This window comes from Ilumatobacter fluminis (assembly GCF_004364865.1).
Classification (GTDB): Bacteria; Actinomycetota; Acidimicrobiia; order Acidimicrobiales; family Ilumatobacteraceae; genus Ilumatobacter; species Ilumatobacter fluminis.
Genome location: NZ_SOAU01000001.1, coordinates 951368 through 973125 on the forward strand (window position 1 = coordinate 951368; position 21758 = coordinate 973125).

11 protein-coding genes and 4 tRNA genes are annotated in these 21758 nt (G+C 67.8%); 12 read left to right on the top strand and 3 right to left on the bottom strand.

Annotation, left to right across the window (positions count from 1 at the left end; genetic code table 11):
- The first annotated feature begins 23 nt into the window (after positions 1 to 23).
- Entirely contained in the window at positions 24 to 2156 is a 2133-nt protein-coding gene (locus BDK89_RS04205) for a hypothetical protein (RefSeq protein WP_133867758.1), read from the top strand.
- Between the two features lie 31 nt (positions 2157 to 2187).
- Here the strand turns inward: BDK89_RS04205 and BDK89_RS04210 are convergent, their stop codons facing one another.
- A complete protein-coding gene (locus BDK89_RS04210) occupies positions 2188 to 2676 on the bottom strand; it encodes a YajQ family cyclic di-GMP-binding protein (protein WP_133867759.1) in 489 nt (162 codons plus the stop codon).
- A 63-nt stretch (positions 2677 to 2739) separates the two neighbouring features.
- Between BDK89_RS04210 and BDK89_RS04215 the strand changes: the two genes are divergently transcribed.
- Positions 2740 to 2824: transfer RNA gene (locus BDK89_RS04215), tRNA-Tyr, on the top strand.
- Between the two features lie 73 nt (positions 2825 to 2897).
- Here the strand turns inward: BDK89_RS04215 and BDK89_RS04220 are convergent.
- A complete protein-coding gene (locus BDK89_RS04220; RefSeq protein ID WP_133867760.1) occupies positions 2898 to 6008 on the bottom strand; it encodes an ATP-binding protein in 3111 nt (1036 codons plus the stop codon).
- A gap of 1599 nt (positions 6009 to 7607) precedes the next feature.
- On the opposite strand from BDK89_RS04220, the gene BDK89_RS04225 reads away from it, so the two are divergent.
- Positions 7608 to 16622, top strand: coding sequence for a VWD domain-containing protein (locus BDK89_RS04225; protein ID WP_208293958.1), 9015 nt, complete (start codon positions 7608 to 7610; stop codon positions 16620 to 16622).
- A 12-nt stretch (positions 16623 to 16634) separates the two neighbouring features.
- On the opposite strand, the gene BDK89_RS04230 is transcribed toward BDK89_RS04225, so the two are convergent.
- The gene (locus tag BDK89_RS04230) at positions 16635 to 17147 is read right to left on the bottom strand and encodes a GNAT family N-acetyltransferase (protein ID WP_208293959.1); all 513 of its coding nucleotides are present in this window, start codon (positions 17145 to 17147) and stop codon (positions 16635 to 16637) included.
- 192 nt (positions 17148 to 17339) lie between these two features.
- Here BDK89_RS04230 and BDK89_RS04235 point away from each other — a divergent pair.
- The 9 genes from BDK89_RS04235 to rplA all read left to right on the top strand — a co-directional run bounded on the left by BDK89_RS04235 (position 17340) and on the right by rplA (position 21702).
- Positions 17340 to 17412: transfer RNA gene (locus BDK89_RS04235), tRNA-Thr, on the top strand.
- A gap of 41 nt (positions 17413 to 17453) precedes the next feature.
- Positions 17454 to 17530 (top strand) — tRNA-Met (locus tag BDK89_RS04240).
- Between the two features lie 64 nt (positions 17531 to 17594).
- The gene (gene tuf, locus BDK89_RS04245; RefSeq protein ID WP_133867762.1) at positions 17595 to 18779 is read left to right on the top strand and encodes an elongation factor Tu; all 1185 of its coding nucleotides are present in this window, start codon (positions 17595 to 17597) and stop codon (positions 18777 to 18779) included.
- A gap of 168 nt (positions 18780 to 18947) precedes the next feature.
- Positions 18948 to 19112: a 50S ribosomal protein L33 gene (gene rpmG, locus BDK89_RS04250; protein ID WP_133867763.1), complete on the top strand. Its 165-nt coding sequence runs from the start codon at positions 18948 to 18950 to the stop codon at positions 19110 to 19112.
- Positions 19113 to 19179: 67 nt separating this feature from the next.
- A tRNA-Trp gene (locus BDK89_RS04255) sits at positions 19180 to 19252 on the top strand.
- Between the two features lie 28 nt (positions 19253 to 19280).
- A complete protein-coding gene (gene secE, locus BDK89_RS04260) occupies positions 19281 to 19574 on the top strand; it encodes a preprotein translocase subunit SecE (protein WP_133867764.1) in 294 nt (97 codons plus the stop codon).
- A complete protein-coding gene (gene nusG, locus BDK89_RS04265; RefSeq protein WP_208293960.1) occupies positions 19571 to 20455 on the top strand; it encodes a transcription termination/antitermination protein NusG in 885 nt (294 codons plus the stop codon). The genes secE and nusG overlap by 4 nt, the downstream gene beginning before the upstream one ends.
- Before the next feature lie 46 nt (positions 20456 to 20501).
- Positions 20502 to 20927, top strand: a complete 426-nt coding sequence (rplK, locus tag BDK89_RS04270) for a 50S ribosomal protein L11 (protein WP_133867765.1) — start codon at positions 20502 to 20504, stop codon at positions 20925 to 20927.
- Positions 20928 to 21006: 79 nt separating this feature from the next.
- Positions 21007 to 21702 (top strand): 50S ribosomal protein L1, encoded by a 696-nt coding sequence (gene rplA / locus BDK89_RS04275; protein WP_133867766.1) that lies wholly within the window; start codon positions 21007 to 21009, stop codon positions 21700 to 21702.
- The last annotated feature ends 56 nt before the right edge of the window (positions 21703 to 21758 follow it).

A 21758-nucleotide genomic window follows, 5' to 3' on the forward strand; every position in this document is an offset into this window, starting at 1 on the left:
GCACGGATGCCGATGATGCCTCTGTGAGCAATGATGCACCGTCGCGGATGAGCTGGAGTTCGGTCACCGACGCCGACGCCGAACCCCAGCCGCCGACCGAGGCACCACCGGCGGCCCCGACGCCGCGTTCGGAGTCGTCGTTCCAGTTCGACCTGGGCGGTGCGCTCGCCAAGTTCGGCGACCCCGCCGCGCCACCCGACGCCGCTGGAGCACCTCCGGCATCGGCTCCTGAAGCCCCTGCCGCTCCGGCTCCGGCTCCTGAATCCCCCGCCGCCGCTCCGGCTCCTGAAGCCCCCGCCGCGCCGGCGCCCGCTCCTGCGATGCCCACCACACCGGCACCGGCACCGGCTCCGGCCGCCGACATGCCGGCGGCGCCGCCGGCTCCCGAACCGCCGGCTGCACCGGCACCTGCGCCGGCGACACCGGCCGCGGAATCGCCGCTGCCACAGCGAGCCGCGCCGGCACCCGAGTCCGCTCCGCTGCCGCAGCGGACGACCTCCGACGATCTGCCCAAGCGCGGTGCACCCGAACCGATGCCGGCCGACCAGTTGCCGCGGCGCCGCACCCCGACGGCGCCGCCGGCCGACGAGTTGCCACAGCGGCGCTCCCCGGCCCCGGTCGAAGGCCTGCCGCGTCGACGAGACGACGACCCGATCGATCCGACGCCGGCGGCCCCGGCCGCCCGTGCCACTCCGGCACCGTCGACGCCCGACCGCTCGGTGTTCGACACCACCAATCCCGCGCCGGCCCTGCCCCGCAATCCGCAACGGGCGCCGATCGACGAGCCGGCCGCGCCGGTCCTCCCTGCTGCAACGACCGCTGCGTTGCCGACCCTCCCGGCGTCGAATCCGGCCGCGCCGCCGCCGGTCGCGGACAACCCGGCGACGCCGAAAGGTCCGGACGTCAGTGCGGTCCGCTCGTTCGAGTTGAAGCAACAGCGTGAGAAGCGCAAGAGCCGTCTGTTCGGCTTCACCTTCCTCGCGTTCGTCGTGGTGGCCGGTGTCGTGGCGGTCGGACTGCTGTTCGGACGCGATTGGCTGTTCCCGACGCAGTGGAACGAGGAGCTCATTCCGCTCGTCGACGAGATCCAGCTGGAGAACGAGGCCGAGTTCGCCGAGCCGGTGCCGGTCGAAGACCTGTCGGGCGGCGACTACGCGGCGAAGGCACTCGAGGCGACGTTCGGCGACGACTGGGCTGCGGCGTTCCCGCAATGGCGTGCCCTCGGCCTCGCGAGTGGATCGGTCGATGCCCCGACCATCGTCGACACCGTGGTCGCTTGGCGTCCCGCTGTCTACGACGCCGACGCCGGCGTGATCTACCGGTCCGGCGCAGCCGCTGCCGCCCCGACGGACGAGGCGACGAACGACGAGGCGACGACGGACGGGGCGAGCGCCGACACGACGACCTCGATGGACGACGCACTGCGCCTCGCCCTGCTGCAGGCTTTCGACGACCAGCGGGGTATCGACCCGACCGAGGTCGACGGAGCGTCCGGCATCATCGGGGTCTCGTCGCCGCAGGCTGTCGCGGCAGCGGCGGTCGACCGAGCACTGCTCATCGGTTCGACCGACGTCCCCGATGTCGCATCCGACGCCCAGATCGCCCTGCCGCTCCTGTACGAGATGATCGCCGTCGACGTTTTCGGCGAGCCGATCATCGAGGCCGCCGACCTCGACCCGGCGCCGCAGTACGGCGACGATTATCCCGACGCGGTGCTCGACGCCCTCGTCGATGACCATGAGCTCGCGACGCTCGGCCCGCTCCCCGACGGTGCGGAGCCGATCGGAGAACCGACGGCGCTCGGGCCCGACGCCTGGCAGCTCGTCTGGCAAAACCGTCTGCCCGACCCCACCACCGTGCGCTTGCGCTCGCTGATCGGCGCCGACGCCTACCAGCCGTTCGTCCAGGGTGGAAAGGGATGCGTCGCCGCAGCGTTCCAGACCGAGGCCGACATCAATGCCGGCGAAGTCGTCACGGCGCTCACTGCCTGGGCCACGGCGGCCCCGCTCGAGGCGTCACCGTCGATCTCGATCTCGCCCGCCGATCCGGCTCGTGTCGAGTTCGTGACGTGCGACCCCGGCGCTACCGCCGAGCAGTCGGTCGACCCGGCCACCATCACGAGCCTGATCGAACGTCAGCTCGCCGCCCTCGGCTGATCGCCACCGGCGGCGCCGGTGCACCGGCGATTCAGTCGCGGAAGTTCTGGAACTGCAGCGAGATCCCGAGATCCTTCTCCTTGAGGATCTGGATCGTCTGCTGCAACGCATCGCGCTTCTTGCTCGTCACACGGACGGTGTCGCCCTGGGTTTGGCTCTGCGTGCCCTTGGGGGCCTCGGCCTTGATGATCTTGTTGATCTCCTTGGCCTTGTCGGACGAGATGCCGACCTTGATCGTCGCGACCTGACGCACCGTGTTCTGCGTCGCCTCCTGGACGTCGTCGTACTCGAGGCCGCGCAACGACACACCACGCTTGACGAGCTTCTCCTCGACGACCGTGCGCAACGCATCGAGGCGGTCTTCGCTGGCGGTGTGCATCGTGATGACGAGTTCGTTCAGCTCGATCGTCGAGTTCGTGTTCTTGAAGTCGAAGCGGTTGGCGATCTCGCGCTGGGCCTGATCGACGGCATTGCGGACTTCCTGGCGATCGACTTCGGACACGACATCGAAACTGGGCATGGAATCGAGGCTACCTCTGCGTCAATCCGGGTCGAGGGCGCTACGCTGCCCGTTCGACAATTTGGGTCGGTGCCCGAGTGGCCAAAGGGAACGGGCTGTAAACCCGTCGGCATTGCCTTCGAAGGTTCGAATCCTTCCCGGCCCACCAGATCGCACGAGCGATCGAACTCGACAACGGCGTCGCTCCACCTCGGTGGGGCGGCGCCGTTGCGCGTTCCGCGCTAGGCCGCGTCGAGACGGCTGCGGTTCCGGTCGACCCTGTCCCGAGCGAGCGGGGCGTGAGCTGCTTCGAGCGCTGCACGCTGCAGATACTCGGCTGCGTCGTCGCGTTCGAGCGTCGTGGCCAGCGCCCCGAGGCCGTGCGACACCGGACCCCAGCTCGCTCCTCCTCCGCCGTAGCAACTGAGCGACACCCACTGTCCGTCGTACGGCCGGAGGAGGGGGAACAGGGCTTCGGCGGCCTCGACGTCGCCCAGCATCGACGCCGTGTGTGCGAGCACGCCGAGACCGAGGAACCGGTTCGGGTCGTCCGGGAGGTTCTCGACCCGTTCGTCGACGAACCAGCGGAGGTGACGTGCCGCCAGCCGGTCGTCGCCGGCTTCGGCGGCACACAGCGACAGCACGGCTCGGAACGTCGGGATGTTCGGGCTGGCGTCGACGGCAGCGGTGAGTAGGTCGATCATGCCAACGACCGTGCCGGCGTAGAGCGCGATTGCGACCTGGTTGACGGCGCGACACACGTGCGCCTCGACGAACGCCTCGCGGAGACCGACGGCGTGGGCGCTCACGGCGTCGGCCTGCTCCAGATCGCCGGCGACGAGATGGAGGAGGCCGCGCCAGGTCTCGACGGTCCACGCCCAGTAGGGGTCGGGGTAGTCGGCGAGCAGCGCAGTCGCTCGGTCGAGCGCCTCGGCGGCCTCGACGTGACGGTTGGCGCGCACGAGATCGTCGCACCGGTAGAGCTCGGTGGTGATGCGGACCTCGGGGGTGACGGCCTTCGCCGGGAGCGCCGCGACCCGGTCGAGATCGGCGAGCCGTCCGGGCAGATCGTTCGGTCCGAGCTGCGCGTATCGGTAGCCGAGCAGGGCACGGGCGTGGGTGTTCGGGTCGGGCGGTGTCAACCGCTCCGCCCGGTCGAGTGCGGACCGCAAGAGGCGGTCTCGCTCGACCTTCGGGCCGGTGAGCAGCATCAGGAACGCGAGTTCGCGTTCGAGGTCGCTCCGCAACGGCTCGAGGACGCGGTCATCCCGGGACGCAGTGCGTTCGATGTGGTCGAGGGCGCGGCGGAGCACGTCGAACTGGGCGGCTTCGTCATGGGCGAGCGCTCCTCGACCGGCGCGCCCGACGAGGGTCAACGCGGCACGCGCGTGCATGACGACGTCGTCGTGTTCGTCGGCCAACGCTGCGGCCCCGAGCAATGCTGCCGAGGCGTCGTCGGCGCGACCGGCCCCGAGCAACGCTCGTCCGAGCCCCACGTTCGCCCGGATCGTCTCTGCCGGTGCGACGGCGTGCCGGGCGGCGATGGTGAAACACTCGGTGGCGTGCGACCAGGCGCCGACGGGCAGACTGCGTTCGCCGGCGAGCGATGCGTGGCCGTGGGCTCGGGCGTCACCGGCGGCATCGAAATGCCGGGCGATCCGGGCGTGCTCGTCCGGTCGGCTGACGCCGAGTGCTTCCGCGGTCGCGACGTGGAGCCGGATGCGCACGAGGGGTCCGATCGACTCCTCGACGATGTCGCGTGTCAAGGCGTGCGAGAACGAGACGTTCGCTGCGGTGTCGACGTCGAGAAAGCCTCGCTGTGCCAGCTGGTCGAGTCGGGTGGCGGCGTCGTCGACCGTCAGATCGCACACCGTCGCCACCACCGGCAGTTCGACCGACTGACCACTGACCGCTGCCGAACGCAGCACCGCGACGGCGTCGTCGTCGAGCGTCGCGATGCGGTGGTGGAGCCACTCCCTGATCGGGGCGGGGACCTCGTCGATGTCGAGACGCCCGGTCGCCGATGCGGCTCGGGCGAGTTCGCTCGCGTACAGCGGCAGACCACCTGTGCGGAGGTGCAGCGCCTCGGCGCCCCGTTCGTCGACCGGCAGGTCGGTGCGTTCGGTCACGAGTCGAGCGACGTCGCCTCGTTCGAGTGGCTCGAGGGCGATGTCGACGATGCCGATCGACCGGGCGACTTCGCCCCATCGCCCGGCCCCGTCGCCGTCGTCGGGGCGGCTCGTGCCGACGATCAGCAGTGGTGCCGACGCCCCGTCGATCGCCTCCTGGAGCAGGACCACGGAGTCGGCCGACGCCCATTGCAGATCGTCGAACAGCCAGATCGTCGGCCGGTCGGACAAGCGCTCGACGAGTTGCGACAGTGAGCGGCCGACACGCGTGCGCACGAGATCGGCGGCGAGTCCCGGTTCGGGGGCATGGTCACCCAGGAGGATGCGGAGCGGATCGTCGGCAGGCACGAGGGTCGGGTCGTGGGCGACCGCGCGTTCGACGGCCTCGGTGATCGCCCCCAACGCTCGGCCGGTGTCGGGTCGGTGGCGTCCCCACAACACACGCACGTCGGGATCGTCGACGCCCGCTCGGCGACAGAACTCGTCGACCAGTCGGGTCTTGCCGATCCCTGCCTGGCCGCGGACCACGACCATCCGTGGACCGCCGAGCGTGCACGTCTCGTCCCAGACCGTACCGAGTCGATCGAGCTCGGTCTCGCGACCCACGAACGGGTCGTCGCGATGCGGATGGATCGGCGGGGCGGGGCGCGGGGTGCCGGCGGCCGGCGTGGGATCGGCGGCGAGGATCGTGCTCTCGAGGTCGACCAGATCGGGTCCGGGCGTGAGGCCCACCTCGGCGAGCTGACGGCGGGCGTCGGCCAGGGTCAGGAGGGCTTCTCGTCGCCGCCCGAGTCGCATCTGGGCCGACGCGAGCAGCGACCAGCGGTGTTCGCGGAACGGTTCGTCCTCGACCGCTCGCCGCAGTCGCTCGACGAGTTCCGGTGTCGGTTCGACGTCGGCCGACGCGGCCAGGGCCACCTCGTCGGCGTCGGTGGCGGCGACGCGGAGCTGCGCTCGGAGTTCGAGCACCTCTGGTGTATCGGGGAGGTCGGCGAGCAGCTGATCCGTCGGGTCGCCCGACGCCAGGTCGACGACGACGTCGGGACCGAGTCGATAGCCGTCGGGGTGGCTGTCGACGAGCCCGTCGGCCGATCGCTTGAGCCGCGAGACGTGGTTGTGGATCGACTTGACCGCCGACGCAGGCTGGGCATCACCCCAGATCAGCTCGGCGAGGCGCGACGACGGCAGCGGAGTCGGATGCGCCGCCGCGAGTGCTGCGACCACGGCGCGTTCCTTCGGCCGTAACTCGATCGCATCGCTGCCGGCGAAAACCCGGGTGCGCCCGCGCAGAACCACGCGCCACCGACCCGAGGGCGATCCGCCAGAATCCCGCACGCAAACGATCGTAGCCAGCTCGGGGAAGCGTCGCGTCAGCTCGCTGTTACCCCGCTGTTACCCGGCACTCGTATGGTGCGCGTCACAGGTAACAGCGAGATCGCGGGTGCGCTCGGGCCGATCGGCTCGGTGGGCACTCGCCGTCGGATCCGGCGGGATCGCGACGCGTCTCCGGCCGCCGGGGTTCATGACCCGGGCGGACAGGTGTCGCGTCCCTCCAGCCGGACCGCATCGGACGGAGCAAAGGGAAACATGGCTGGGCAGTGGATTCGTCGGAGCGCAATCGTGATCGCTGCTGTGTGCGCAGTCCCGTCGATCGGCTCACCGTCGACCGCGGCGGCTGCTCCTGCTGTTTCGGTCGTGGACGCGGTCGGGTCGGACGGGCCAGACCTTGAGGCGACGTCGGCGGACGCGGCGTCCGGTGGCGAGTCGGTCGGTTCAGGGCGTGTGGTGGAGGCGGTTGGTGGGTCGTCGGTGGGTGATGTGGTGTCGTTGGTGCCTGCTCGGTTGTTGGAGACGCGGTCGGGTTCGGGGTTTTCGACGGTTGATGGGGAGTTCGTGGGTGGTGGTCGTGTTCAGGCTGGTGGTCGTGTGGAGTTCGGTGTGTTGGGTCGTGGTGGTGTGCCGGCTGATGGTGTGTCGGCGGTGGTGTTGAATGTGACGGCGGTAGCGCCGTTGGGGGCGGGTCATGTGACGGTGTTTCCGTGTGGTGGGGTGCCGAATGCGTCGTCGTTGAACTATGTGGCGGGTTCGGTGGTCGCGAACGAGGTCGTGGCGAAGGTGTCACCCGACGGGACCGTCTGCATCCACAGTCATGCCGAAGCGCATGTGGTGGCGGATGTGACGGGGTTCGTGGTGGAGGGTGCGTCGGTGGTGTCGTTGGTGCCGGGCCGGTTGTTGGAGACGCGGTCGGGTTCGGGGTTTGCGACGGTGGATGGGGAGTTCGTGGGTGGTGGTCGTGTTCAGGCTGGTGGTCGTGTGGAGTTCGGTGTGTTGGGTCGTGGTGGTGTGCCGGCTGATGGTGTGTCGGCGGTGGTGTTGAATGTGACGGCGGTTGGTCCGTTGGGGGCGGGTCATGTGACGGTGTTTCCGTGTGGTGGGGTGCCGAATGCGTCGTCGTTGAACTATGTGGCGGGTTCGGTGGTTGCGAACGAGGTCGTGGCGAAGGTGTCACCCGACGGGACCGTCTGCATCCACAGTCATGCCGAGGCGCATGTGGTGGCGGATGTGACGGGGTTCGTGGTGGAGGGTGCGTCGGTGGTGTCGTTGGTGCCGGGCCGGTTGTTGGAGACGCGGTCGGGTTCGGGGTTTGCGACGGTGGATGGGGAGTTCGTGGGTGGTGGTCGTGTTCAGGCTGGTGGTCGTGTGGAGTTCGATGTGTTGGGTCGTGGTGGTGTGCCGGCTGATGGTGTGTCGGCGGTGGTGTTGAATGTGACGGCGGTAGCGCCGTTGGGGGCGGGTCATGTGACGGTGTTTCCGTGTGGTGGGGTGCCGAATGCGTCGTCGTTGAACTATGTGGCGGGTTCGGTGGTCGCGAACGAGGTCGTGGCGAAGGTGTCTGCGGATGGGACGGTGTGTGTGCGGACCCATGCCGACACCCACCTGATCGCCGACATCACCGGCTACGTCACCGTGCCCGACGATCCCGACCCCGACCCGGACCCATACCCGACCGAGGAACTCGAGCCCGGGTGGCACATCATGCCCGACAGCGTGTTCCTCACCGCTCCCGGTCAATCCGACACGGCCCGAATGGTCCACATCGGCGCTGACGGGCAGCCGTCCGGGAGGTTGGTCCCGAGCGGTACGACGGTCACCCCGGTCGGAGCGAACCCGTTCGACGTCGAGCGAGCAGGGGCCGACATCGAAATCACCGAGGGCGGGATCGGAGCGACCCCGTTTGCGGTTGCCATTCCCGGTGTCGACGAACCGCTCTTGCTCTGGGCGACGTCGGCTCGCCTGCGTTCGGGCGTCGAGCTGATTCCTGCGGACGACTTCGTCACGCCGAACGATCTCCCGGGTACGGATGGCTTCGCTCCCTTCACGACCGCTGAGATCGGGGCGCGAACGAGCTTCGACGGTTCCGGCGATGTCATCTCGTGGGCCGTGGCCGGTGGATACGCGCCCGTCGTCCTGGAGGGCGCGGCGCCTGTCACGGGCACGGTCTTCGTGGCCTCCGACGGGTCCACGATGTTCGGAAGGGTCATCGAACGTCCCGGTGCGCCGACGCTGGAACGCGGCGGGCGCTCGCTCATTACCGTCGAGCTGGCCGAGCTCACCGACGTGTACACCGAACTCGACGGGGCCGTCGATGCCGCAGAGATGTTCGAAGCCGGACTGCTCGGCGAGATCGGTGGTGGCGAACTCGTCTGCACGGGGCCGGACTGCCCGCCTGCCGCACCCTCGGCGAGCGCACTGCGAGTGATCGAAGCGCTCCCGGAGGCCGACGGGAACGACGAACCTCGGTGCGTGGCGGGTCTCGGTGCCGGCATCACATCGCTGACTCCGCCCACGATCACCAACGGCATCGCCCCGGTCGGCGGCATGAGGGCCACGGTGTCCGGCAACGAGCTGTACCGATTCGAGATGCAGTACGGCATCGGTGGGTCGCTCACCCTCGGCATGGGCGTCAAGGCACAGGGGAGCATCTCCTTCGACTTCACCTGCACGGTGACGACGCTGCCCAGCGCCAGGTTCCCGGTGATTCCGGCGTTGGCAGCGGTCTTCGTTGCCACGATGGAGCCGACCGTCAAGCTCGGACTCAACGCTTCGGTGTCTGGAGGTCCCAGCCTCGAAGCCTCCGTGACATGCGGCGTCAGCTTCGAGTACTCCTACGGCTTCACCTATGTGCCGGGCGACGGGTTCGACCCGCGCGAGACCGTCGAGCATCCGGAGCCGACCTGCACGCCCAAGCTCGCAGCCCAATGGGAAACCGGACCGTCGACGATCCAGGTGTCTATCACGCCGAGCCTGAACGGCGAGATCGGCATTGACGTCGGTGGCAGCGTGCTCACCTGGCTCGGTCGACAGTTCGACGTCGATGACCTCGGCCGACTCAAGCTGATCGGGCTGAGCGCGGCGACCGAGCTGCGCGCAAAGTGGGAGAACGAGGATCAGGTGCGCGTGGCGAAGGCCGGCGCCTCCGAGGTCGGTGTGCATCTCAACGTCGGTGCATCGATCCTGTTCACGTCCGTCAACAATGCGCTCGAGGCACTCGGTATCCCCGTGACGGTGTCGTTCCCGGCCCTCGTGTACACACAACCGATCGCTCAGCTCTACTCGACGTACAACAAGACGGGATCGCCGACGATCTCACTCAACGGTGAGATTCAGTCCGGGGGCGCCCTCGTCGTCCAGGTCGAACCCGACGACGAGCTCGAGGTCGGTGGATTCCTCGCCCAGGCGCCGGCGATCGGGGCGTTCCTGTTGCCAGGACCTCTGTTGCCGACCGAGATCGTCGATGGCGCTCTCTTCATCAAGGACTCGGACGGCGAGTGGATCAAACGGGGCGGGATGTCGTTCACGACCTCACCTTCCGGATTCGACCCGGACGTGGAGGAACTGACGGGCACGCTGACGATCACCGAAGACCTCTGTGAGGAACTGGGCGACAGCGCTCGCGACGCCATGGTGCTCGCCGAGCAGAAGATGGGCCCGCTCGGCATCTTCGGATACCTCGAGGAGTTTGCGCTCCGCTGCGGCTCCTCGCTCGAGTTCGAGGCGGACCAACTCCAGATCCCGACGCCGGAGGGAGCTACATCGTCCAGCGTCGACCTCGTTCCCGGTGCCCTCGCCGACACGCTCTGGAAGATCGATGACACCGATCCGATCCCCGACTGGTTGACCGTCAACCCGACGACGGGGACGTTCGACGATCAGGACACGCCGACGCCGATCACCGTCTCGGTCGACTGCGCGACGATTCTCGACTCCGGGTCCTCCTCGCAGTTGTACACCCTGACGGCGACCACGGACGACGACGCCATCGAGGAACCGCTCGTCGACACGCTGCCGATCTCGGTCACCTGCGACTTCTTCCGAATCGTCGAAGACGAGGTGATCGGCGGTTCGCCGGTGAACTTCGCCACCGACGGCTACCTCGACGACGAGTGGACGAGTTCCGAACTCGATCCGTCGAGTGGCTTTTTGCGCGGGCAGTCGAGCACGTCCGACGAGGACTCGGTCCTGTCGGCGACGACGCCGCCCGACAACCGCGTCCCCGATCCGATCCCACCGCCCGGGTGTGCCGCCGGCGTCCCGGGGCAGGCCGACCTACCCGAACTCCGGTTCCCGGTCTCGGCAACGACGAGTCACCGAGGATTCGACACGGTCACGGTGATCTGGGAAGAGCGTCCGGGCTTCCCGCCGGAGCCCGGGCAGCCGTGCCCGCCGCCCCCGCCCGGTCCGCCGGGAGGTCCCGGTGGCACCGGCGGCACGGGTGGAACCGGCGGTCCGGGCGGATCCGGCGGATCCGGTGGTTCCGGCACGAGCACCGGCGGCGGTTGGGGCGACCCGCACATGATCACGTTCGACGGACTCACCTACGACAGCCAGACCCTCGGCGAGTACTTGTACGCCGGCCCGCTCGACGATGACCCCGCCGCGCCCCGCGTCTACGCCCGCCACGAGTTCACATCCGCGGCGTCGGCGCTGCTCCCGACGTCGATCACGGCCGTTGCCGTCGCCGTCGACGACCACGTCGTCGAGGTGTACGGACGCGAGGCGGACGAACTCCGGATCGACGGGGTGCCCACCGTGATCGCCTCCGGTGAGTCGGTCGAGTTGTCCGACACGGCGACGCTCCGCCGCAGCGGCACCGACTACGTGGTCGACCATCCGCTGATGACCGTCCAGATCCAACCGGGGGCTCACATCGACGTCGAGATCACCGTGTACGACGACGGCACGTTCGGCGGACTCATCGGTATCGCCGACGGCGATCCGGCCAACGACATCATCGAACGCGATCCCGACCTCCCGGTCGAGTCGTGGACGTCGTACGCCGTTGCGGACGCCCGCGCCGACGGCGATCTCGTCATCGCCATCGCCGAGTCGTGGCGGATCACCGAACCCGATGAGTCCCCGTTCTCGATCCCGTCCGACGCGTTCGACGACATCAGCCCGCCGCGCCCCGGTTCGGAGTTGCTCGAGCCGTATCGCGTGCAAGCACGCGAGATGCTCGCGGCGGTCGACGCCTTCTGCACCGGTGACACCGGAGCCGGGGCGTACGCCGTCGACGTGTTCGCCATCGAACTCGCGATCGGCAACGATCCGGCCCTGCTCGGCTGCACGTTCGAGGTCAACGGTCGCGTCGTCACCGATGTGCCGCAGCTGCCCGTCACGAGGGCAGAGGTGCAGATCGATGCCCCCGGACTCGCCCCGTGCGTCGTCACCACGGCCTCCGACGGCGGATTCCGGTGTCGGCTCGGGCTCGACTCGGCCGAGATCGCTGCCGGCGAACTGACGTTGCCGGTCGATCTGACGGCTGTCGTCACACCTCGAGGCGCAGCCGCGCCGGCCGCCACGGTCGCCGTCGCGCTCGACGAGCCGGCGCCGTTCAACGGCTATCGGGCGGTCGACACCGGCGACATCGTCGTGCCGGTCGGTACGACCAAGACGCTGTTGCTCGCCGGTGACCTGACAGCGCTCGGCGAACCGGTCACCCAGTCGACCGGTGTCGACGTCGTCGCCCGAGACGACGCCGGGACGGCCGTCCTGACGCGCCGACTGAACGTCACTCCCGACGGCACCGGCGCCTACGACACGGCGGTCGCGCTCCCGCTCGACGTCACCGACGTCGAGGTCGTCTGGAAGTACGGGATGCCGGGCGACCCGTTCCCCTCGGCGTCGTTCGACGGTCTCGTTCCCGGCACCAACAGCCGACGGTTCGACGCGGCGTACGAGCCGGTGACCGTCGAACTCTCCGGCACGATGCTGTACAACGGTCAGCCCGACCCCGCTGCCCGGATCGACGTGCGCAGCACCCGATCGGACGGATCGACGCGAACGCTTGGTTACCCGGTGACCGCCGACGGCGCCGGTGCGTACTCGGTCGACATCGTCCTCCCGGTCGCAGCGGCCGAGGTCGAGTTCTCCGGGGTGTTCGGATCCTCCGTCGACCCGCCGGTTACGGCCACCTGGACGCCACCAGCGACGGGCTCGGCCTCCACGACGTTCGATGCGATCGTCGACGCTCCGGTGCTCGTCGTGTCGGGCACCGTGCACCGCAACGGGGCAGTGGTCCGCCCGACCGTCTTCGAGATCGTTGCATCGACCGGTGCGGGAGAGTTCACCGACCGCCGGACCACGTATCCCGACCCGGTCGACGGGTCGTACTCGTTCGACGTCGACCTGCCGAGTTCCGCCACCGCTGCAACGGTGCGAGCGCTGATCGGGGTCGCAGCGTCGGACCATCCCGAGACGACCGTGGAGTCCCTCGTCGACGGCGCCAATCCTGTCGCGTTCGTCGTCGATCTCGGAACGCCGACGCTCCGGCTGTCCGGTGTCGCGACCGGCGGCGGCGTCCCGTGGACCAGTGGTTTCGCGGTCGTCGTCGAGGCCGACGGCTTCTCGACGACGTCGTACGCCTCGCCGGCCGCCGACGGCTCCTACGGCCTCGACGTCGACCTGCCGCTCGGCACGACCGACGTCGACGTCGTCGCTCGGATCGGCTACTCGGCCGACGACTGGGTGGCCACGACCTTCAGCGGTCTCGGCTCCGGCGTGAACGACCGCGACCTCGACCCTGCGGTCGTCGCCACCGGTATCGCGCTCTCCGGAGCGCTTTCTCTCGACGGCATCCCGGCCGCGTCGCCGGTGTCGTTGTACCTACGCGGGCTCGATGCGGGCGGCGACGTCGTCGCCTACCGCACCCCGGTCGTCACGCCGACCGACGGCGACTACGAGGGAACCACCGTGTTCCCGCCGAACGTCGCATCGGTGCAGGCCTGGGCGGCCGTGGGATGGTTCCCGTACCAGCGTCCTTGGCAGCAGTTCGACGATCTCGTCACCGGACGCAACGACCTCGAGATGGACGACCATGCGGTGACCAGGTCGATCGCGATCACGGGCTCGATCACATCGGGTTCGGGCTTCGTCGCCGGACCGCTCGATCTCGTGGTGACGTCGCAGATCCCCCTGCCCGATGGTGGTACCGACGAGCGCGTCGACCGGCGCCGGGTGACAGCGAGCTACACCGACGGCACGTTCGCCGTCGACGTGTTGGTCCCCGAAGTCGCTTCCTCGGCGACGATCGTCGCCGAGGTGGGTCCTGACCCCGTCGACTACCCGACACTGACGATCGACCCGCTGTCGCCGGGCACCAACCCCGCCGAACTGACCGGCGACGTTCCGCTGTCGGTCGAGATCGAGCTCACGGCGGTGCTCGCCGACGCCGACGGCCCCGTGACCGAGCCGACATCACTGCGATACATCACTCGCGATGGCTCGAACATCGTCATCGGCGACGAGACGATCGACATCGTTCCCTCCAGTGAGGGCATCGCCGTCGTCGACATCGAGACCTTGAACGTGGTCCGGTCGATCGAGGTCTCCCGCGTCGTCGGGCTCCCCGGGGAGCCGCCGCCGACGACGACCTTCACCGGTCTTCGGCCGGGTACGAACGAGGTGACCTTCGTCGACGTCTACGACCCGCCCGTGCTGACGCTGTCCGGAACGGCCACGCGCAACGGCGAGCCGATCGTCGACGACCTCGAGCTCGAGTTCGCCGTCGGTGACGGTGCCCTCGGGGCGACGTCGTTCGCGACCACGGTCACGCCCGGACCCGACGGCACTTTCTCGGTCGAGCGGATCTTCGCCCGCGGCACGACCACGACCGACGTGACGATCACCTCACCCGACTCGGGCGACCCGGTCGCCCAGGCGACCGTTGCGCTCTCCGACGGATCCCAGACCGCTTCCCTCGACCTCGTGTCGGCGCGGCCGCAGCTCGAGCTCGCCGGCGTCGCCCTGCTCGGCGATGCCCCGCCGAGCGGCGACGTGCAGTTCGATCTGGTGCTGCGGGGCGGCGAGCCCGACGAACAGCGCTCGTTCGACGTCGATCCGGATGCCAACGGTGACTACGCGCTCGACGCCGGACTCCTCCCGCACTGGGTCGAGTCGGCGACCGTCACCGCACGAATCGGCTTCGACCCCGACGACTGGCCGACGCAGGAGATCCCGGCGCTGACGCCCGGGCCCAACCTGGTGACGTTCGACGCCATCGCCGATGTGCAGCTGCTCGATATCAGCGGCACGATCGAACTCGGTGAGGCGGCGTACGACCAGCCCTTCTATCTCCGCATCTTCACCCGAGATACCGACGGTCTGCACATCGACTCGCCGCAGTTCCTCGTCGAGCCCGACGAGAACGGCGCGTACAGCTACCGGTACGAGACCCCCGCGGAGGCTGCCGAGGTCGACCTGCGAGCCAGCGTGTTTCCCATCGGTGGTGGATCGGACGCGATCGTCCTCCAGACGTTCGGACCGCTCGACGGCGGCCTGAACGCGATCGCGTTCGATCCGACGTTCGACCTCCGGGCGATCCGACTCAGCGGCACATTGCTCCAGGACGGCGCTCCCCAGTCGGCCCAACAGTCGTTCCAGATCCGGACCTATACGGAGGGCTCCTCGAACATTGCGACGACGAGGGTCGCGGCGACCGGGCCGCTCGACGGGTCCGGCGGCTACGTCGGCGACGTCGTCGTGCTCCCCGCCGACACCACCCGAGTCGAGGTCGGGATCAACTATCCGCTGCCGCGCAACGGCGGGACGTGGACGTCGGGGAACAACGCCGTCTACCAGACCACCGATCTTGCGGTTCCGGGCTACAACGAGATCGATTTCTCGGAGGACTACGTCCCGAACATCGTCCGGATGAGCGGAACGTTCGAACGGGACGGCAACCCGATCACCGACGAGGTGACGCTGTCGGTGACGTGGCGCCAGTACTTCCCGGGCTCCGGTGTGTATCCGCAGACCCAGACCTACACGGTGACGCCGGACGCCCAGGGTGACTACTCGATCGATCTGTACGGTGCCCGCCTCGCGAATGCGGTCGGGGTCGACGTGCAGATCGGTGTGACCGCCGAGGATCATCCGAGTGTCGTCCTCGATCCGATCGCTCCAGGCGTCGACCTGCTCGAGTTCGACGTCGACTACCTGACGACGACGCTCGAGCTGTCAGGCGTGCTCGGTTACCTCGGGACCCCACCGAGCGGCACCGAGACGCTCCGGATCTACACGTACGACGGGTTCCCCGGCCAGCAGCTCGGCACCGTCTACGCGACGATCGACCCCGACGACGTCACCGGTGCGTACAGCACGACGGTCCAGATCCCCTCGGCATCCGTGCAGGCCACGGTGCAGCTGGAGTACGGCACGTTCTTCGAGACGTACGAACGCTTCGTGTCGTCGTTCTCGCCGCTCACCCCCGGCACGTCGCACGCGTTCACCTTCGACGCCGCCACGACGTCGATCGACCTGAGCGGCTCGGTCGACGAGAGCGGTGTCCCGTTCACCAACGGCTCGTTCGCGCTCGCGATCGCTGCGTACGACGGCGCCGTCGAGCTCGACCCCGACGTCCGCGACGGCATGGCGAACCTCACGACCGACGGGTCCGGCGACTACTCCACCACGGTGTTCCTGCCGGCCGGGACCGACCGGTTGGTGCTCACGACGTCGCTCGGGGGAGTGGCGCCGGTCGAGGTGACGGGCTTTCCGTCGCCCGGTCACGTCGCTCGCACGGTCGACTTCTCCTCGTCGGGGATCGGCTCGGTGACCGTCAGCGGCACCTTGACCCAGGACGGCGCCCCGATCGTCGGCACCCAGCCTTCGGTCACGGTCACGGCGATCACCGCCGAGGACGACGGCGACGGGCCGTTCTACGCCGGCGAGGAGGACTCGGAATCGATCACGGTCTCGACCGACGCCGGCGACGGCTCGTTCTCCGAACTGTTCGACGTCGGCACGACCGCCGACTTCATCCAGGTCGCCGTGATCTTCCCCGACGCGCCCGACGTGCCGTACATCCGCAACTTCGACGTTCGTGGCCTGGCCGATCCGTGGTCGGTGTCGGTCGACATCGACCACAGTGCGAACCGGCTGGAGTACTCGGCCTTCGTCGAGATCTACGACGAGGACGAGGACCGGACCGACGAATGCGCCTACGGCTACGAGCCGTTCATCTTCGATCTCACCGTCTTCGCCTACGACGGCGAGGTCGGTTCGCCCGGCGTCACGGCGACCGAGGTGCTGTCGATGCCGGTGATCCCGGCCGGTGACTGGTACTGGGACGACTCGCAGATCGACGCCGTCGTGGCGTTGCCGCCCGGCACGCTCGATGTCGTCTTCGACATCGCCACGTGGCCGTACTACTTCGACGACACGGTCGCCGACGCCAACTTCGGGTACGCCTTTGCGTTCGGCACCGTCGTCGACGGCGGCGTCACCGAGATCGACGACTACGTGATCGCCGACTGCGACCCGATCGACGTGGGCTTCTGACCGCTCCGGTGGTCAGAGCATGAGCTGCATGACGGCGACGCTCAGCCAGCGGTTGAACTTGCGGCCGACCTCACGCTCGACACCGACCAGTTCGAACCCGACCGACTCGTGGAGCGCTCGCGACGCCTCGCCCGAGGCCTCGATGCGGGCGATGATCGAGTGGAACCCCGATTCGCGGGCCCGCTCGATCAGGTACTCCATGAGGAGCCGCGCGATGCCGCGTCGATGCTGGTCGCGGTGCACGTAGACCGAGTTCTCGACGGTGGTGCGGTATGCCGCGCGTTCCTTGTACGGCGACAACGAGGCGAAGCCGACGACCTGTTTCGTGGCGGTGTCGACCGCCACGACGGCGGCGAACGCACCCGACCGTTCTGCGAGCCACCGGCGCTGATCGTCGAGGGTTCGCTCGACCAGGTCGAACGTGGCGGTCGACCCCGTCACTTCCGCGTTGTAGATCTCGACGATCGCCCCGGCGTCGGCGAGGGTCGCGGCACGCACGACGATGGGTCGGTCGGGGGTGGGCACGGCCGTCAGCGTAGCGACGTCGCCCCGATCGGCCCGGTGACCTGGGGGTTCAGCGCCGGTGGACGCCGAGAAAACCCGTCGATCGCGCGGTGTGATCGCCGACGCGGCCGCTACACTTGCACGCCGGTCCGTGGCGCTGCCGCGCACCGGAACATAGCTTCGTCGAGCGGTTCGCCGCCCGACGATGCGTAGGCCCTCTTAGCTCAGTCGGCAGAGCACAGCCATGGTAAGGCTGGTGTCGTGGGTTCGATTCCCACAGAGGGCTCGACCAACCGTTCGGGTTCGCCCGGGCGGGGGCCAAGGCCTGGCGCCGTAGCTCAGTCGGTCAGAGCATCCGGCTCATAATCGGAAGGTCATCGGTTCGATCCCGATCGGCGCTACCAGAGGTTGGACATCCGTCCCGCCACACACGATCCCACACACATCAGAGACAGAGGGAAAACCAGCATGAGCAAGGCGAAGTTCGAGCGCAACAAGCCGCACGTGAACATTGGCACGATGGGTCACATCGACCATGGGAAGACGACGTTGACGGCGGCGATTTCGAAGACGTTGTCGGATCGTGGTTTGGCTGATTTTGCGGCGTTCGACACGATTGACAAGGCGCCGGAGGAGAAGGCGCGTGGTATCACGATTTCGATTGCTCATATCGAGTACGAGACCGAGAATCGTCACTATGCGCATGTCGATATGCCGGGTCATGCTGACTACATCAAGAACATGATCACGGGTGCGGCGCAGGTCGATGGTGCGATCTTGGTGGTCGCGGCGACTGATGGTCCGATGCCGCAGACGCGTGAGCATGTGTTGTTGGCTCGTCAGGTCGGTGTTCCGTACATCGTGGTCGCGTTGAACAAGGCGGACATGGTCGATGATGAGGAACTGCTCGAGCTGGTCGAGTTGGAGATTCGTGAGTTGTTGAACGAGTACGAGTTCCCCGGTGATGATGCTCCGATCGTGCCGGTGTCGGCGTTGAAGGCGCTCGAGGGTGAGGCGGAGTGGCAGGAGAAGGTCATGGAGCTCATGGCTGCTGCTGATACGTATATTCCGGAGCCGGAGCGTGATCTGGACAAGCCGTTCTTGATGCCGATCGAGGATGTGTTCACGATCACGGGTCGTGGCACGGTGGTGACGGGCAAGGTCGAGCAGGGTGTGATTCACACCGGTGACGAGATCGAGATCGTCGGGTTGCGTGATACGCAGAAGACGACGTGTACGGGTGTGGAGATGTTCCGCAAGTTGCTCGATGAGGGTCAGGCCGGTGACAACATCGGTGCGCTTCTTCGTGGCACGAACAAGGAAGATGTGGAGCGTGGTCAGGTGTTGTGTGCGCCGGGTTCGATCACGCCGCATACGAATTTCGAGGGTCAGGTGTATGTGTTGACGAAGGAGGAGGGCGGTCGTCACAAGCCGTTCTTCAACAACTATCGTCCGCAGTTCTTTTTCCGGACCACGGATGTGACCGGGACGATCGAGTTGCCGTCGGGTACCGAGATGGTGATGCCTGGTGACAATGTTGAGATGACGGTCGAGCTGGGTAAGCCGATCGCGATGGATGAGGGTTTGCGTTTCGCGATTCGTGAGGGTGGCCGCACCGTGGGTGCGGGCCGCGTCACGAAGATCCTCAAGTGACCGACTGACAACCAGTCGACGCGTTCAACCGACGTTCGAACGAGGTGGTGTCGCCCGGGCCGGCTCTCCGGCCCGGGCGCACTGCCGTTTCGAGCAGGGAACGCACGAACGACGAACAACCAGCGGGTGCGGTGAACGAGCCGGCCCGGTGAACGAAGCGAGAGAAACATGGCAAAGAGTGACAAGCGGGTGCGAATCACCCTCGAGTGCACCGAATGCAAGCGGCGCAACTACATCACGATGAAGTCGAAGGTCAACGACCGCGAGCGCCTCGAGATGAACAAGTACTGCAGCAACGAGCGCAAGCACACGCTGCACAAAGAAACGCGCTGATCACACGATCAGACGTCCGGGACGCCCCCGGGGGAGAGGCTGGTACGCTGGCACCTCCCGAAAACCGAGGGCAGTAGCTCAGTTGGTAGAGCATCGGTCTCCAAAACCGACGGTCGGGGGTTCGAGTCCCTCCTGCCCTGCCCAGACGACACACGCCAGAGAAGACACATGTCACTAGACGACCTGAACCGCCAACAGAAGCGCATGCTGAAGCGCCAGGGAGCCCTCGACGAGCAGGGTGCACCCACCAAGGCGCCGCGTCAGTCCGCGCCCACGCAGCGGGTCGGTCCTGTCCAGTATCTCCGCGAAGTTCGCGAAGAGATGCGCAAGGTGGCGTGGCCCACCCGCCCCGAAGTGGTGCGGTACTCGATCATCGTGACGGCCACCGTGCTCGTGTTCACCGCCTTCGTCGGCGGCCTCGACTTCGGGCTCCAGTACGTCACAGATTGGTTCTACCTATGAGCGAGCACGACACCGAGACGGTCGACGAGACGACCGACGCGGCCGCCGACGACTCCGTCGAGGCGCAGCCCGCCGACTTGTTGCCGAAGGGCGACGCCGTCATCGCCGACGACGATCAGCCCGAGGCGATCGAGCAGATCGACACCGACGAAGCCGAGGCACTGCTGCCGACCGGCGACGCCGACGACGATGCCGACGCCACTGCCGACGACGCCGAGGCCGACACCGCGTCCGCCGACGAGTCGGGCAGCGACGACGAGGTCGTCACCGAGGAAGAGGCCCTCGCCGAGAGCGCCGAACCGGCCGTCGACGAGGACGACCCCTGGACCCGCCCGGGTTCGTGGTACGTCGTCCACACCCAGTCGGGGTACGAGAAGAAGGTCACGGCGAACCTGAACGCTCGTATCCAGTCGATGAACATGGAGGACACGATCTACGAGGTCGTGATCCCCATGGAGGAAGTCGTCGAGTTCAAGAACGGCAAGAAGCAGACCGTCCAGCGCAAGGTCTTCCCCGGCTACCTCCTCGTTCGTTGCAAGATGGACGACGAGTCGTGGTACTGCATCCGCAACACGCCGGGTGTGACCGGGTTCGTCGGTCAGAGCGACCGTGGCCAGAAGCCGACGCCCCTGCGTCGTCGCGAGGTTCGCACGTTCCTGTCGACCAAGGCCCCCGGTGCCGAAGCCGAGGCCGCACGTCCCAAGCCCAAGCTCGATTACGAAGAGGGCGAGAGCGTGCGTGTCAAGGAAGGCCCGTTCGCCGACTTCCTCGGCACGATCGCCGAGATCAACGCCGATCACATGAAGCTGAAGGTGCTCGTGAACATCTTCGGCCGCGAGACCCTGGTGGAGATGGACTTCAGCCAGGTCAGCAAGCTGTGATCCCCACGAAACCCCTCACGAACGCCTGAGATAGAGAGACACGAAGATGGCAAAGAAGAAGGTTGCTGCGGTCGTCAAGATCCAGATCGAGGCCGGCAAGGCCAGCCCGGCGCCGCCGGTCGGTACCGCGCTCGGTCCGCACGGCATCGCGATCATGGACTTCGTCAAGGCGTACAACGCCAAGACCGAGGCCCAGGCCGGTCAGGTCGTCCCGACCGAGATCACGATCTACGAAGACCGCACGTTCGACTTCATCCTGAAGACGCCCCCGGCCGCGGTGCTCATCCGCAAGGCTGCCGGCCTCGACAAGGCTGCGAACAACCCCGGCTCCGAGACCGCCGGCACGATCACCGAGGCCCAGGTCGAAGAGATCGCCAACGTCAAGATGCCCGACCTCAATGCGAACGACATCGAGGCCGCCAAGCAGCAGATCCGCGGCACCGCCCGCAGCATGGGGATCGCCGTCAGCTGACGGCCCCCACACCACACACCCGACTCGGCCCCGGAGTACCTCGCCGGGGGAGTCCTGAACCCACTGAGGGAGACAACCAATGTCCGGCAAGAAGTACACCGATTCCCTGAAGGCCTACGACCGTGACGCCTTCTACGGCCCCACCGAGGCGCTGAAGCTCGCGAAGAACTCGGCCAAGGCCAAGTTCGACGAGAACATCGACGTCGTGTTCCGACTCGGCGTCGACCCCCGCAAGGCCGACCAGATGGTGCGCGGCACCGTCGCCCTGCCGTCCGGCACCGGCAAGACCCTCCGGGTCGCCGTGTTCGCCGCCGGTGAGGCCGCCGACGCCGCCCGTGAGGCCGGTGCCGACAAGGTCGGCGCCGACGACCTCGCTGCCGAGGTCGAGGCCGGCCAAATGGACTTCGATCTCGCCATCGCGAGCCCCGACATGATGCCGCTCGTCGGCCGTCTCGGTCGCACGCTCGGCCCGCGTGGCCTGATGCCGAACCCCAAGACCGGCACCGTCACCACCGACGTCGCCAAGGCGGTCGAGGAGTTCAAGGGCGGCAAGGTCGAGTACCGCACCGACCGCTACGGCAACGTGCACGTCCGTCTCGGCAAGGCCAGCTTCGACGAAGCCGCCCTCGAGGCCAACTTCCGTGCCGTGCTCGACGAGATCCAGCGCGCCAAGCCCGCGTCGGCGAAGGGCCGCTACATCAAGAAGATCTCGCTGTCGACCACGATGGGCCCCGGCGTCCGCGTCGACACCGGCCGCCTCAAGGTCGAGGAGTGATCGACTGATCGCCCCGATCACCTGATCGAATCGAACGAGCCCGGGCCGAGCGCCCG

Bases quoted from the DNA above. Each gene is read 5' to 3' on its own strand.
- BDK89_RS04210 (WP_133867759.1), bottom strand. From the start codon at position 2,676: ATGCCCAGTTTCGATGTCGTGTCCGAAGTCGATCGCCAGGAAGTCCGC.
- tuf (WP_133867762.1), top strand. From the start codon at position 17,595: ATGAGCAAGGCGAAGTTCGAGCGCAACAAGCCGCACGTGAACATTGGC.
- rpmG (WP_133867763.1), top strand. From the start codon at position 18,948: ATGGCAAAGAGTGACAAGCGGGTGCGAATCACCCTCGAGTGCACCGAA.
- secE (WP_133867764.1), top strand. From the start codon at position 19,281: ATGTCACTAGACGACCTGAACCGCCAACAGAAGCGCATGCTGAAGCGC.
- nusG (WP_208293960.1), top strand. From the start codon at position 19,571: ATGAGCGAGCACGACACCGAGACGGTCGACGAGACGACCGACGCGGCC.
- rplK (WP_133867765.1), top strand. From the start codon at position 20,502: ATGGCAAAGAAGAAGGTTGCTGCGGTCGTCAAGATCCAGATCGAGGCC.
- rplA (WP_133867766.1), top strand. From the start codon at position 21,007: ATGTCCGGCAAGAAGTACACCGATTCCCTGAAGGCCTACGACCGTGAC.